This is a genomic window from Delftia sp. S65 (assembly GCF_016516495.1).
GTDB lineage: Bacteria > Pseudomonadota > Gammaproteobacteria > Burkholderiales > Burkholderiaceae_C > Comamonas > Comamonas acidovorans.
The window spans coordinates 1-13,985 of record NZ_JACVUR010000057.1 but is presented as its reverse complement, the minus strand read 5'-3'; the positions used below and the strand labels follow the sequence as shown (position 1 = coordinate 13,985).

At 66.1% G+C, this 13,985-nt stretch carries 12 protein-coding genes and 1 tRNA gene; 8 read left to right on the top strand and 5 right to left on the bottom strand.

Translation table 11 applies throughout. From position 1 onward, the window contains the following. Positions 1-51: 51 nt before the first annotated feature. From IAE24_RS27425 to IAE24_RS27405, 5 genes are all read right to left on the bottom strand, one after another. Positions 52-1,470 carry an MATE family efflux transporter gene (locus tag IAE24_RS27425; RefSeq protein ID WP_199962112.1) on the bottom strand — a complete coding sequence of 473 codons (1,419 nt, stop codon included), beginning with the start codon at positions 1,468-1,470 and terminating at the stop codon, positions 52-54. A gap of 54 nt (positions 1,471-1,524) precedes the next feature. After that, positions 1,525-2,145 (bottom strand): DUF2239 family protein, encoded by a 621-nt coding sequence (locus tag IAE24_RS27420; RefSeq protein WP_199962114.1) that lies wholly within the window; start codon positions 2,143-2,145, stop codon positions 1,525-1,527. Positions 2,146-2,283: 138 nt separating this feature from the next. Continuing rightward, the gene (efp, locus tag IAE24_RS27415; protein ID WP_012204719.1) at positions 2,284-2,838 is read right to left on the bottom strand and encodes an elongation factor P; all 555 of its coding nucleotides are present in this window, start codon (positions 2,836-2,838) and stop codon (positions 2,284-2,286) included. 162 nt (positions 2,839-3,000) lie between these two features. Further along, a complete protein-coding gene (earP, locus tag IAE24_RS27410) occupies positions 3,001-4,134 on the bottom strand; it encodes an elongation factor P maturation arginine rhamnosyltransferase EarP (RefSeq protein WP_199962116.1) in 1,134 nt (377 codons plus the stop codon). Positions 4,135-4,139: 5 nt separating this feature from the next. Next, positions 4,140-5,024: a LysR family transcriptional regulator gene (locus IAE24_RS27405; RefSeq protein WP_012204721.1), complete on the bottom strand. Its 885-nt coding sequence runs from the start codon at positions 5,022-5,024 to the stop codon at positions 4,140-4,142. Between the two features lie 168 nt (positions 5,025-5,192). Here IAE24_RS27405 and IAE24_RS27400 point away from each other — a divergent pair, with 168 nt between their 5' ends. From IAE24_RS27400 to IAE24_RS27365, 8 genes are all read left to right on the top strand, one after another. Then, the gene (locus IAE24_RS27400) at positions 5,193-6,410 is read left to right on the top strand and encodes a CaiB/BaiF CoA transferase family protein (RefSeq protein ID WP_199962117.1); all 1,218 of its coding nucleotides are present in this window, start codon (positions 5,193-5,195) and stop codon (positions 6,408-6,410) included. Continuing rightward, entirely contained in the window at positions 6,407-7,396 is a 990-nt protein-coding gene (locus IAE24_RS27395; RefSeq protein ID WP_199962119.1) for a hydroxymethylglutaryl-CoA lyase, read from the top strand. The genes IAE24_RS27400 and IAE24_RS27395 overlap by 4 nt, the downstream gene beginning before the upstream one ends. A 51-nt stretch (positions 7,397-7,447) precedes the next feature. Then, a complete protein-coding gene (locus IAE24_RS27390; protein WP_043823497.1) occupies positions 7,448-8,434 on the top strand; it encodes a Bug family tripartite tricarboxylate transporter substrate binding protein in 987 nt (328 codons plus the stop codon). Between the two features lie 58 nt (positions 8,435-8,492). Continuing rightward, complete coding sequence (gene uvrC / locus IAE24_RS27385; RefSeq protein WP_063326573.1) at positions 8,493-10,445, top strand: excinuclease ABC subunit UvrC; 1,953 nt, start codon at positions 8,493-8,495, stop codon at positions 10,443-10,445. Between the two features lie 77 nt (positions 10,446-10,522). After that, the gene (pgsA, locus tag IAE24_RS27380) at positions 10,523-11,092 is read left to right on the top strand and encodes a CDP-diacylglycerol--glycerol-3-phosphate 3-phosphatidyltransferase (protein ID WP_026062576.1); all 570 of its coding nucleotides are present in this window, start codon (positions 10,523-10,525) and stop codon (positions 11,090-11,092) included. Positions 11,093-11,544: 452 nt separating this feature from the next. Further along, the gene (locus IAE24_RS27375) at positions 11,545-11,817 is read left to right on the top strand and encodes an HU family DNA-binding protein (RefSeq protein WP_012204727.1); all 273 of its coding nucleotides are present in this window, start codon (positions 11,545-11,547) and stop codon (positions 11,815-11,817) included. 14 nt (positions 11,818-11,831) lie between these two features. Further along, positions 11,832-11,907, top strand: a tRNA-Val gene (locus IAE24_RS27370). 60 nt (positions 11,908-11,967) lie between these two features. Then, a complete protein-coding gene (locus IAE24_RS27365) occupies positions 11,968-13,863 on the top strand; it encodes a SurA N-terminal domain-containing protein (RefSeq protein ID WP_199962120.1) in 1,896 nt (631 codons plus the stop codon). Positions 13,864-13,985: the final 122 nt, after the last annotated feature.

Here is a 13,985-nt window from a genome sequence, read left to right as displayed (position 1 = left end):
AAAAACAGGCTTCCCTCGGGAAGCCTGTTTTGCATGGCGCACGCCTTACACCTAAACCATGCGGCGGATGGGGCGCTTCTTCCAGACCAGCTTGTAGTAGGCGGTCTGAAGGCACAGCGTCAGGGTGTAGGACAGCGGAAGCGCCATCCAGATCCCCATCAGCCCGAAGCTGCGGCTCAGCCACCAGGCCATGGGCAGCTCCAGCACGGCGAGCACCGTGATGGTGATGGCCGTGGGAATGACCACATCGCCGCTGGCACGCATGATGGACGACAGGGCAATGAAGCAGCCCAGCAGCAGGCCGCTCCACAGCACGATGTACAGCAGCTCGATGGCCAGCACCAGCACCTGCTCGTCGGTGATGAACATGCCCAGCAGCGGCCGTGCGAACAGGCTGCCGATCAGGGCCAGGGCGGCGCCCAATGCCAGGTTCATGCGGATGGCCGTGGCCGTGATGGCTCCCAGGCGCTCGCTGCGGCCCGCGCCGATGGCCTGGGCTCCGAGGATGGAGGCCGTGATGGCGACCGAGATCACGGGAAACTGCGCAAACGAGTTGATCTGGTTGACCGCGCCATAGGCGGCCGTGGCGCTGGAGCCGAAGCCGTTGACCAGCGACACGACGACCAGCCCGGCCATGGACGAGGCAATCATCTGCACGCCCGTGGGAATGCCCACGCGCAGGATGCTCTTGAGCAGGGTCCGGTCAATGCGCATCGCCTTCCACAGCGCGGCATTGGGCGCCAGCGGGCTGCCGATGCGGCGCAGCCGCCAGCCCAGCCAGGCCAGCGCCAGGGTGAAGCCCAGGATCATGGACACGCCCGCGCTGGCCACGCCCAGGCGCGGCAGGCCGGCCCAGCCCGCGATCAGCGCCGGGGTGCAGGCCAGGCCCGTGCCCGTGGAGATCAGCAGGGCCAGCATGGGCGAGACCGTGTCGCCCACGCCGCGCAGCAGCGAGGTGGCCAGCAGGAACACGAACAGCCCCGGCATGCCCAGCAGCACGATGCGCGAGTACAGCGTGGCCTGCTCCATGATGTCGGGCGGCGTGCCCAGCAACCGCATCAGCGGCTCGGTGAACAGCCCGCCGAACAGGGCCACGATGGCGCCAAACAGCAGTCCTATGCACATGGCTGTGCCCGCAATCGCGCGCAGCTTGTCATGCATGCGCGCGCCGTAGGCCTGGCCGATCAGCACCGAGGAGCCCGCGCCCAGGCCGATCACGAAGGCGATGAAGAGGAACATCACCGGAAAAAAGGCCGCGACGGCGGCCAGCGCCTGCACGCCCAGCATCTGGCCGATGAAGACGCTGTTGATGGTGCCCGACAGCGATTGCAGGATGTTGGCCAGCACCATGGGGCCCAGGAACACCAGAAAGGTGCGCCACAACGGCTGGCTGCCGGTAATGGGCGGCCCGCCGGGGCTGGATGCGGCAGGCGCGGCGGCCTGGGGCAGGGGTTCGGTTGGTTTCGTCATGTTGTGTCTGGTAATGCGACGAGAAAAGCAGTGAGGTCGGGCCGGGTCAGGTCTTCAGTCCTGGGCTGGCGCCGCAGGTGAGTCCGCCCACACGGGGCCGCCCAGTTGCTGCAGATAGCTTCGCACATCCTCGGGCCAGGTGGCGGTGTGCTGTGCAAAGGCTTCGGCCTGGCGTGCAAACAGGGCGCGGCTGGCGTCCTCGAAATGGGGCAGGTCGCCCGCCATCTCGCTCATGAAGCGGTAGACGGCTTCGGTGGCGGCGCGCACGGCATCCTGTGCGGCGTGCTTGCCGCGCGCCTCCTCGATCAGCCTGCGCAGTGCGCCGGAGGCGCCGCCGGGCTGGCGGTTGAGCCATTCCCAGTGGCGCGGCAGCAAGGTCACCTCGCGCGCCACCACGCCCAGCTTGGGGCGGCCCACGCTGCGGGGCGCGGCGGCTTCGGCGGGGGCAGGCGCTGAGGCCAGCTCGCTGCGCCAGTCCAGGTCCAGCCGCATGCCGCTGTGGTCGTCGAACACCCACAGCGGCGGTGCGGATCCGCTGCCGTGGGCCTGTTGTTCATGGCTTTGCAGGAACTGCAGGACGGCCGGCCTGCCGGCCTGCAGCAGCCGGCTGTGGCCCTGGAAGATGGTGTAGCTGGGGGCAAGCTCGGCAGCCGCTGCGCTGGATTTGGTAGTCATGGCGCAGATATTAGCCGGGTAAAAATATCAAGTCAATTAAACCCGGGTTAAATTTTGTTGATCGTCCGGCATGCCGCCAAAGAAAAAGCCCCTGGCAGAGACTGCCAGGGGCTTCGCAGAGGGAACTGCAAGCGTTGTTTAGACGCGCTTGCGGTACTCGCCCGTGCGGGTGTCGATTTCGATCTTGTCGCCCTGGCTCACGAACAGGGGCACGGGCACTTCGAAGCCGGTGGCAATCTTGGCAGGCTTGAGCACCTTGCCCGATGTGTCGCCCTTGACGGCGGGTTCGGTCCAGGTGATTTCGCGTTCCACGGAAGTGGGCAGTTCGCAGGAGATGGCCTTGCCGTCGTAGAACACGACTTCGGCTTCCATGCCGTCTTCCAGGTAGTTGATGGCGTCACCCATGTTGGTGGCTTCCACTTCGTACTGGTTGAAGTCGGCATCCATCCACACGTACATCGGATCGGCGAAGTAGGAGTAGGTGCACTCCTTCTTGTCCAGGATCACGTTGTCGATCTTGTCGTCGGCCTTGAAGACGACTTCGGTGCCCATGTTGCCCAGCAGGGACTTGAGCTTCATGCGGACGGTGGCGGCGCCGCGGCCACCGCGAGCGTATTCGGTCTTCAGGACGATCATCGGGTCCTTGCCGTGCATGATCACGTTGCCGGCGCGGATTTCTTGAGCGATTTTCATAGCTTGCTTGGCTGAGGTTGAGCCGCTCAACAGGGCAGGCAAGCGAAGTCGCTGGGACGGTGCGCCTGCCGCAGTTCCGCGGCGGGTGCAACCCTGGTTGGTCTATGGCGGCCGGCTGGCGGTCGCCCGCAGCGGCGCCTCCAGGGAGGCAAAACGTGCATTCTAGCTTTTTTCGGTCACGAAAGCTTGTAGCTGCTCAATCAATGGGGTCTGTTGCAGCAGCCGCAGGCGTCCCGCCTGCACGCATTCCTGCCATTGCTGCAGCAGCGCAGGCGTGATTGCGGGCAGGGTGCTTGCCGGTGCCATGCCGTTCCAGGCATGGTGGAAGGCGCGCAGGCTGGCTGGTGCCTGCAGCCAGTCAAGAAAGGCGTTGAGCTTGTCGTGATGGGCGTCGTCGTGCTGGGGATAGATGTGCCAGACCAGCGGCTGGCCCGCCCACAGTGCGCGTACCAGCGAATCCTCGCCGCGCACCAGGTTCAGGTCGCAGGCCCAGAGCATTTCATCAAACTGAGGTTGGGGGCAGGGCTGCAGCGCATGCCGGGTCACCGCGCCTTGTTCCGTGGCGGGCACGCTGGCCATGGCCTGTTGCACGGTGGCGGCTGCGCGCCCCGGGGTCACCAGCAAATGCGTGGCCTGCGGCGCAGGGGGCGCTGCATGCAGTTGGGCCAGCCATTGAGGCAGGGCAGGGGGCTCGTAGCAGAACAGCGAGATGGCGCAATCGCTGGTGCCTATGCCATGGCGTGTGCGCCAGGCCTGCCGGCCCTCGGAAGCAAAAGCTGCCTGGCGCGCGGCCAGGTCCGGCTCGCGCAGCAGGCCGCCCGTGGCGGCCGTGAAGCCCGGGTAGAAGAACCAGCGGGTCAACCCCGCAGCCGGCCCCGACATCAGCGGCGAGGGCAGGCGGTGGCAGCGCTCCACATAGTCCTCGGCCGACAGGTATTCGAGGTTGATCCACAGCGGTGCCCGGCGCGCGATGGCCGCCAGAAAGGGCGGCGGGATCTCGCAGCCGAAGGCCTCGATGACCACATCGCCCACGGCCTGCGGGACGTCCTGTGCCTGCGTGGGCCAGCCGTGCACGCTGAGGCCGGCCGGGTGGAGCCGCGGAGCCATCCAGGCCAGGGCGCTGGCGTCGTCCATCCACAGCCGCACGCGCTGGCCGCGTGAGGCCAGGTCGGCCGCCGCGCGCCAGCACACGCCGATGTCGCCAAAGTTGTCTATGACCTGGCAGAAGATGTCCCAGGTCCGTGCAACGGCCTGCTCTGGCAGAGGGGCCGGGGGGGTGGGTTTGAAGGCAAGCATGGGGATCAGGGTTCGCACAGGTGTTCGACCAGCAACTGCGCCACGGGCGGCAGTGCCTCTTGCGAGCGCACGCACAGCATCAGCTGGCGCTCGGCCCAGGGCTCGTCCAGCGCAATGCAGCGCAGCGGCAGGGCGCCCAGGTACAGGCGTGCGCTGCCTTCGGGCAGGATGCCGACGCCCAGGCCCGAGGCCACCATCAGGCACAGCGCGTCATAGCCCGTGACCTTCATGCGCAGCCGGGGCTGCAGGCCCAGGTCGGCCGCGGCGCGCGTGATCTGGTGGTTGAGCGCGCTGCCGGCGTGCATGCCCACCAGGTCATGGTCCAGCACCTGGGCCAGCCGCAGCGAGCGCCGCCGTACCAGCGCATGGCCCTGGGGCACGATGACGATGAGGCGGTCGCGCCGGTACGGGCGCAGGCGAATCTTCTCTCCATAGCTGCCCTGGTTGAGGATGCCGATGTCGGCCTCGTTGTCGGCCACGGCGCGCGCGATGTCGCTGCTCACCCGCTCCTGCAGGCGCACGTCCACATGCGGATGCTGGTCCAGGAAGCGCTGCAGCTGGGAGGGCAGGAACTGCGTGATGGCCGAGATGTTGGCCATCACGCGCACATGGCCGCGCAGGCCGCTGCCGTACTCGCGCATCTGCTCGCCGATGCCGTCCAGGTCGTTGAGCACGCCACGCGCCATGTTCAGCAGTGCATAGGCGGCGGCCGTGGGCACGCTGCCGCGGTTGCTGCGCGTGAACAGCTCCACCTGCAGCTGGCTCTCCAGCTCGGCCAGCCGCCGGCTGGCGGCCGAGGGGGCGATGTGTTCACGTGCGGCGGCGCGGGCGATGGCGCTTTCCTCCATCACGGCCACGAACAGGCGCAGCGAAATCGGGTCGAGTTTCATGGGGTGGCGATTATCTCCCGGCCCCGCCCGGCTGGGTTCTGCCATGCCGGTTTGCGATGGCAGCGTCGCGCTTGAGCGTTTTGCAGCGCGCGCGGACGGCGGCAAGATCGGCGCCGCGGCAATGCCATCGGAGGCTGGCCGCAGGAGACAAAGAGGAAGCGCTAACCCATGACACAACAGACAAGGCAGGCACCCACACCCGGCGCGCTCAATGGCGTGCGCGTGGTCGAGATGGGGCAATTGATCGCAGGGCCGTTCTGCGGCAAGACGCTGGGCGAGTTCGGCGCCGACGTGGTCAAGATCGAGGCGCCGGGCGCGGGCGATCCGCTGCGCAACTGGCGCCTGATCAAGAACGGCACCTCGGTCTGGTGGCAGGTGCAGTCGCGCAACAAGCGCTCGGTGGCGCTGGACCTGCGCCAGCAGGAGGGCCAGGACATCGCGCGGCGCCTGATCGCCGAGGCCGATGTGCTGGTCGAGAACTTCCGCCCCGGCACGCTGGAAGGCTGGGGCATGTCGCCCGAGGAGCTGCATGCGCTCAACCCCGGCCTGGTCATCCTGCGCATCTCGGGCTACGGCCAGACCGGCCCCTACCGCGACCTGCCGGGCTTTGGCGTGATCGGCGAGGCCATGGGCGGCCTGCGCCATCTGACGGCCGAGCCGGGCCGCGTGCCGGTGCGCGTGGGCGTCTCGATTGGCGACACGCTGGCCGCGCTGCATGGCGTGATCGGCGTGATGATGGCCCTGTACCACCGCAAGGTGAACGGCGGTGCCGGCCAGGTCATCGACGTGGCCCTGCACGAGGCCGTGTTCAACGTCATGGAAAGCCTGCTGCCCGAATACAGCGCCTTTGGTGCCGTGCGCGAGGCTGCGGGCAGTGCGCTGCCGGGCATTGCGCCGTCCAACGCCTATCCCTGCCAGGACGGGTGGGTGCTGGTGGCCGGCAATGGCGACTCGATATTCAAGCGCCTGATGGCCACCATCGGCCGCCAGGACCTGGCCGACGATCCGCAACTGGCCGACAACGCGGGCCGCGTGGCGCGCATTGCCGAGATCGACGCCGTCATCGGCGGCTGGACGCGCTTGCAGAGCGTGCAGGCCGTGATGGACCAATTGGCCGCCGCGCGCGTGCCGGCCGGCAAGGTCTACACGGCCAAGGACATTGCCGAGGACCCGCACTACCGCGCCCGCGACATGATCCTCAGCCAGCACACGCGCGACGGCGACGACATCGAGGTGCCGGGCATCGTCCCCAAGCTCTCGCTCACGCCCGGCACGGTGCGCAGCAGTGCGCCCCATGTGGGCGATGACACCGATGCCGTGCTGGCCGAGGCCGGCCTCACGGCCCAACAGATTGCGCTGCTGCGCAGCAAGGGAGTGATCCAATGAATGCCGTCCACCCCACGGATGTCTGGCAGGGCGCGGGCCGCCGCGTTTTCTTCAACGAGGTCGGCACGCGTGACGGGCTGCAGATGGAGCAGGCCTTTGTCCCCACCGAGGACAAGATCGCCCTGGTCAATGCGCTGTCGCAGGCCGGCCTGTCCAAGATCGAGGTCACGGCCTTTGTCTCGCCCACGGCCATTCCCGCGCTGCGCGATGGCGAGATCGTCATGCGCGAGATAGAGCGCCGGCCCGGTACCGTCTACACGGCCCTGGTGCCCAATGCCCGCGGCGCCGAGCGCGCCATCGAGGCGCGCACGGACGAGCTCAACCTCGTCATGTCGGTCAGCGAAACCCACAACCTGTGCAACCTGCGCATGCAGCGCAGCCAGTCGTTCGCGGCGCTGGCCCAGGTCGTGGCCACGGCGCAGCAGGCGGGCGTGCCGGTCAACGTCTCGCTGTCGTGCTGCTTTGGCTGCCCCATGGAGGGCGATGTGCCGCAGCAGGAAGTCTTCGAGTGGGTGCAGCGCTTTGCCGACCTGGGCGTGCAGGGCATCACGCTGTGCGACACCACGGGCATGGCCTTCCCGACCCAGGTGCGTGCCATGGTGGCCGCCTTCCGGCAGCGCTGGCCGCAGCTGGGACTGACCCTGCACTTCCACAACACACGCGGCATGGCCCTGGGCAATGTGCTGGCCTCGATCGAGGCGGGCGGCGACCGCTTCGATGCCTCCATCGGCGGCCTGGGCGGCTGCCCCTACGCGCCCGGCGCATCGGGCAATGCCTGCACCGAGGACATCGTTCACGCGCTGCAGCTCATGGGCTACGACACCGGCGTGGACCTGGCGCAGATCGTCGCGGCCGCGCGCAGCCTGCCCGCGCTGATCGGCCATGACACGGCCAGCCAGATCGCCAAGGCCGGCGCGCGGCTGGACCTGCACCAGCCACCTGCCGACTTTGCAGCCATCCGCGAACGGGCCTTGGCCAAGGGCTGAGGCCGGCGCGCATTCTCATTCACAAGAACCGAGCAAACCAAGGAGACAAAGATGAAGAAGATTCAACGCAGACAGATCGCAGCCGTGGCCATGGCCATCGCAGGACTGGGCCTGGGCGGCACAGCCGCGCTGGCCCAGGGCGGCTACCCCGCCAAGACCATCACCATGATCGTGCCGGCCGCAGCCGGTGGCACTACCGACCTGGCGGCGCGCATGGCGGCCCAGGCGCTGGCGCCCGTCATCGGCCAGTCGGTGGTGGTGGACAACAAGGGCGGCGGCAACGGCTCCATCGCAGCCAGCCTGGTCAAGCGTGCCGAGGCCGATGGCTACACCCTGCTCATGCAGTACTCGGGCTACCACGTCATCTCGCCCCACCTGACCAAGGCCCGCATCTGGGAGCAGGGCGACTTCCAGCCCGTGGCCAATGTGCTGTCGGCGCCGCAGATCATCGTGGTGCGGTCCGAGCTGCCCGTGAAGACGCTGGCCGAACTCGTGGCCTATGCCAAGGCCAACCCCGGCAAGCTGAACTACGCCTCGTCGGGCAATGGCTCGCTGCAGCACGTGACGGGCGCCATGCTGGAGCAGCAGGCCGGCATCAAGATGGTCCACGTCCCCTACAAGGGCACCGGCCCCGCGCTGCAGGACCTGCTGGGCGGCCAGGTGGACCTGACCTTCGGCACGGCGCCGCCCTTCATGCCCCATGTGCAAAGCGGCAAGCTGCGCGTGCTGGCCGTCACCGGCACGCAGCGTCTGCCCAGCCTGCCTGATGCGCCCACTACGGCCGAGGCCGGCTATGCGGGCGTCAACGCCACCTCCTGGTTTGCCGTGTTCGCGCCCGCCGCAACGCCCAAGCCCGTGATCGACAAGCTCACGGCCGACCTCAAGAAGGTGGTGGAGAACCCGGCCTTCAAGCAAAAGGCACAGGAGCAGGGCGCCACGGCGGACTACATGAGCCCGCAGCAGCTGGGCGCCATGGTCAAGACCGAGTGGTCCAACTGGGCCCAGGTGGTCAAGTCCTCGAAGATCGAGGCCGAGTAAGAGCCCGAGGGCCCGCAGGCCCGCTGCGGCGGGCCCGGGCAGCGGCCACAATAGGCGCATGTCCGAACCCCATTCCGATGAACTGCTGGCCCAGGTGGCAGCGCTGCCGGGTCTGCCCGGCGTCTACCGCTATTTCGACGCGGCAGGCACGCTGCTGTACGTGGGCAAGGCCATCAACCTCAAGCGCCGCGTCTCCAGCTACTTCACCAAGAACCATGGCGGCACGCGCATAGGCCACATGGTGGGCAAGATCGCCCGCATGGAGACCACGGTGGTGCGCTCCGAGGCCGAGGCCCTGCTGCTCGAAAACAACCTCATCAAGACGCAGCACCCCAAGTACAACATCCTGTTTAGGGACGACAAGAGCTATCCCTACCTGAAGATTACCGGCGTGGCCGCGCGCGACGGCCAGGCTGGCGAGCCTGCCCACCAGCGCTTCGCGCGCATGGCCTACTACCGTGGTGCCGTGGACAAGCGCCACCGCTACTTCGGTCCCTATCCCAACGCCTGGGCCGTCAAGGAAAGCATTCAGTTGCTGCAGAAGGTCTTCCGGCTGCGCACCTGCGAGGACACGGTCTTTGCCAACCGCTCGCGCCCCTGCCTGCTCTACCAGATCAAGCGCTGCAGCGGCCCTTGCGTGGATCTGATCTCGCCCGAAGCCTATGCGCTGGACGTTCGCAATGCCGAGGCCATGCTGCGCGGCGAGACCCAGGAACTGCTGCGCCAGTTGGAGGCCCGCATGATGGAGCACGCCGGGCGCATGGAATACGAGCAGGCCGCCGAGGTGCGCAACCAGATGACGGCGCTGTCGCGCGTGCTGCACCAGCAGGTCATAGAAACCGCCGACGACCGCGACGTGGACATCCTCGCCGTGAAGGTGCAGGGCGGCCGCGCCTGCGTGAATCTGGCCATGGTGCGCGGCGGCCGCCACCTGGGCGACCGGCCGTACTTTCCCGCCAATCTGGGCGATGCCGCCTCGGTCTACGCCGGCGAGGAAGAGGCCAATCTTGCCGAATCCGCGCGCCCGGTCGAGGACATCGTGCTGGAGGCCTTCATCGCCCAGCACTACACCGGCGTGGCCGTGCCGCCCGTGCTCATCGTCAGCCACCCGGTGGACAAGAAGCTGCTGGCGCTGCTGAGCGAGCAAGGCGGCGTGCGCATCACCGCCGTGCAGCAGCCGCGCGAGCAGCGGCGCATCTGGCTGGAGATGGCGCAAAAGAACGCCGACATCCAGATGGCCCGCCTGCTGGCCGAAGAAGGCTCGCAGCAGGCGCGCACGCGCGCGCTGGTCGAGGCGCTGGACCTGGCCTGCGAGAACCTCGATGAACTCACCATCGAATGCTTCGACATCTCGCACACGGCGGGCGAGGCCACGCAGGCCTCCTGCGTGGTCTTCCATCACCACAAGATGCAAAGCAGCGAATACCGGCGTTTCAACATCGAAGGCATCACGGGCGGCGACGACTATGCCGCCATGCGCCAGGTGCTGACGCGCCGCTACAGCCGCGTGGCCGAAGCGCAAAGAGAGGCGGGCGGTGCCGAGCTCACGGGCAAGCAGCCGCAACTGCCGGACCTGGTGCTGGTCGACGGCGGCAAGGGCCAGGTCAGCATGGCGCGCGAAGTCTTCGAGCAGCTGGGCCTCGATGTCTCGCGCATCGTGGGCGTGGAAAAGGGCGAGGGGCGCAAGGTCGGCCTGGAAGAGCTGGTCTTTGCCGACGGGCGCGAGAAGATCTACCTGGGCTACGACTCGGCCGCGCTGATGCTGGTGGCCCAGATCCGCGACGAGGCCCACCGCTTCGCCATCACCGGCATGCGCGCGGCGCGTGCCAAGGTGCGGGTGGGCGGCGGCAAGCTCGAGGAGATTCCGGGCGTAGGCCCCAAGAAGCGCGCGCGCCTGCTGCAGCGCTTTGGCGGCGTGCGCGGCGTGTCCGAAGCCACCGTCGAGGACCTGTGCAGCGTGGACGGCATCTCGGCCGCGCTGGCTGAAGATATCTACCGTGCATTGCATTGAAATGACCGTCCCGCAGGCTGCACCGCGGGCCTTGAAACAGAACCTCAAACACCAAGGTACGTGACACAATGGCGGCCATGTTTCTCACAATCCCCACCTTGATGACCTGTACGCGGATCGTCGCGATTCCGCTGATCGTCGGGGTGTTCTACGCGCCGTTCGATGTGGCGACCCGCAACCTGGTCGCCACGGTCATGTTCATCGTCTTCGCGGCCACCGACTGGCTCGACGGCTACCTGGCGCGCAAGCTCAACCAGACATCGGCCTTCGGCGCCTTCCTCGATCCGGTGGCCGACAAGTTCCTGGTCTGCGCGTCGCTGCTGGTGCTGGTGCACCTGCAGCGCACCGATGTGTTCGTGGCCCTGATCATCATCGGCCGCGAGATCGCCATCTCGGCCCTGCGCGAGTGGATGGCGCACCTGGGCGCGGGCAAGAGCGTGGCCGTCCACATGCTGGGCAAGCTCAAGACCACGGCGCAGATGGTGGCCATTCCCTTCCTGCTGTACGACGGCCGTGTGTTCGGCATGATCGACACCGGCGTCTGGGGCCAGGTGCTGATCTGGGTGGCGGCGGTGCTCACCGTCTGGTCGATGGTGTACTACCTGCAAAAAGCCCTGCCCGAGATCCGCGCGCGGGTCACGCACTGAGGTCCTTTCCGGCCGTTCCCGGGATCCTGCGCCAGACACGTCAAACTGTCTGGCGTTGCTACTTTTTTGGAAGCATTTGAATCAGGCAGGGCAGCCGCTGCGGCGTCGTGGATGCGAAGCGGTGAGGCGCATTGCAGCACTGGCAAGGCCTGCAGCGGACAAGTCCATTGTCAACCCTTGTCAATTCGTGAAGCCGCTAGCCTGCGCCGGGCGCAAAAAACCGGCCGCAAAGCCAAAGCTGGCGCCAAAACCGCATAGAATCGTCCCCTGTCGCTGCGATGCGCAGCGTGCATTGACACCTGGAAGGTCGATGGCTTTAATTCACCGATGTCTGCCCCGAGGCAGGCGTCGAACGGCAAGCCAGATTCCGTATCCGTCGCGCCGGGTTTCTGGCCGAGCCAAGTTGGTGGCCGCAGAGACATCCCATTCACTTATTTCTCCAGAGGCATCTTGTGAATAAAACCGAACTGATTGAGCACATCGCTAACAACGCCGACATCTCCAAGGCTGCGGCTGCTCGTGCACTGGATTCCACGATTGAGGCTGTGAAGAAAACCCTCAAAAAGGGTGGTACAGTGTCGCTCGTTGGTTTTGGCACATTCGCCGTTGGTAAGCGCGCTGCTCGTACGGGCCGCAACCCCCGCACCGGCGAAACCATCAAGATCAAGGCCGCCAAGGTTCCAAAGTTCCGTCCGGGCAAGGCATTGAAAGATGCCCTGAACTGACACCAGTCAAGGTGGGGTGCTTAGCTCAGTTGGTAGAGCGGCGCCCTTACAAGGCGTAGGTCGGCGGTTCGACCCCGTCAGCACCCACCAAGAACAAAAGGCGAACGAAAGTTCGCCTTTTCTATTTCTGCCATTGAAAGACGACAGACCATGTTCGAATCCATCCGCAAGCATTCCAAGTTCGTGATGATCTTGTTGTTCTTGCTGATCATTCCCTCGTTCATCTTCGTGGGTGTGAACCAGAACTACTTCACAGAGTCCAGCGTCATCGTCGCACGTGTCGATGGTCATGAGATCAAGCAGGCCGACTGGGAGAACGCGCACCGCATGGAGAGTGATCGCCTGCGCGCCGAGAACCCCAACATCGACCCCAAGCTGCTGGACTCGCCGCAGGCGCGCTACGCCACGCTGGAGAAGATGGTGCGTGACCAGGTGCTGGCCGCTGCCGTGCAGAAGATGCATCTGGCAGCGTCCGATGCGCAACTGGTGCGCACGCTGCAGGAGATCCCCGCGATTGCCGCGCTCAAGAAGCCTGACGGCTCGATGGATGCCGAGGCCTATCGCGCCCTGGTCGGATCGCAGGGCCTGACGCCCGAAGGCTTCGAGGCCAACCTGCGCCGCGAGCTGTCCATGAACCAGGTGATGGGTGGCGTGACGGGTACGGCCTTTGCGACCGACACCCAGGTCAAGCAGGCCATCGATGCGCTGTACCAGCGCCGCGAAGTGCAGGTGGCCCGCTTTGAAGCCAGCGCCTACGCCAGCAAGGTCCAGCCCACCGAGGCAGACCTCAAGGCCTACTACGACGCTCACACCAGCCAGTTCCAGCAATCGGAGCAGGCCAAGGTGGAATACCTGCTGCTGGACGTTCCCAGCATCGAGGCCGGCATCACGCTGAGCGAAGACGATGTGCGTTCCTACTACAACCAGAACGCCGAGCGCCTGGCCGGCCCCGAAGAGCGCCGTGCCAGCCACATCCTGATCAATGCAAGCAAGGATGCGCCTGCTGCCGAGCAGGAAAAAGCCAAGGCCAAGGCCGAGGAACTGCTGGCCGAGCTGCGCAAGGACCCCAAGCGCTTCGCCGAACTGGCCAAGGCCAATTCGCAGGACGGTGGCTCCGCTGCATCGGGTGGCGATCTGGGTTACTTCGGCCGCGGTGCCATGGTCAAGCCCTTCGAGGACGCAGCCTTCGGCATGAAGGTGGGCGACATCAGCGACGTGGTGCACAGCGACTTCGGCTACCACATCATCTCGCTGGTGGACATCAAGAAGCCCAAGGCTCCGAGCTTCGAGCAGATGCGTCCCAAGCTGGAAGCCGAACTCAAGCAGCAGCAGGCCCAGCGCAAGTTCGCCGAACTGGCGGAAGGCTTCTCCAACGCGGTCTACGAGCAGTCGGACAGCCTGCAGCCCGTGGCCGAAAAGTTCAAGCTCACCGTGCAAAAGGCAGACCATGTGACGCGCCAGCCCGGCCCCAACGTCAAGGGCCCCCTGGCCAATCCCCGCTTCCTGGAAGCGTTGTTCTCCAGCGACTCGCTGAACAACAAGCGCAACACCGACGCAGTGGAGCTGGGTTCCAGCCAACTGGTGGCCGGTCGCGTGGTGGAGTACACGCCTGCCCGCACGCTGCCCATGGCCGAGGTGGGCGACAAGCTGCGCACCCTGTACGTGGCGCAAAAGTCCGCCGAACTGGCCAAGGCCGATGGCGAGGCCAAGCTTGCAGCATGGAAAACCAAGCCTGATGCGGCGCAACTGCCTGCCGCCAAGGTGATCAGCCGTGACCAGCCCGAAGGCCTGTCGCGCGAAGTGGTGGATGCCGCCCTGCGCGCACCGACCGCTCAGCTGCCTGCCTGGACGGGTGTCGACATGGGTGCCCAAGGCTATGCCGTGGTCAAGATCAACCGTATCGTCGAGCGCCCGGCCGATGATGCACAGGCTGCTGCCGCGCAGAAGCAGGACTTCCTGCGAAGCTCTGCGGTCGCAGAAGCTATGGCATACTACGAGCTTCTCAAGAAGCAGCTCAAGGTGCAGATCAAGGTCCCGCGCCCCTGATGAGAGAAATTTCTAGCAAAACAGAAATTTCAGAAATCAAGCAGTTTTTTGGAATAGAATAGCGTTCTTCTACGGTGGCTGTAGCTCAGTTGGTAGAGTCCAGGATTGTGATTCCTGTTGTC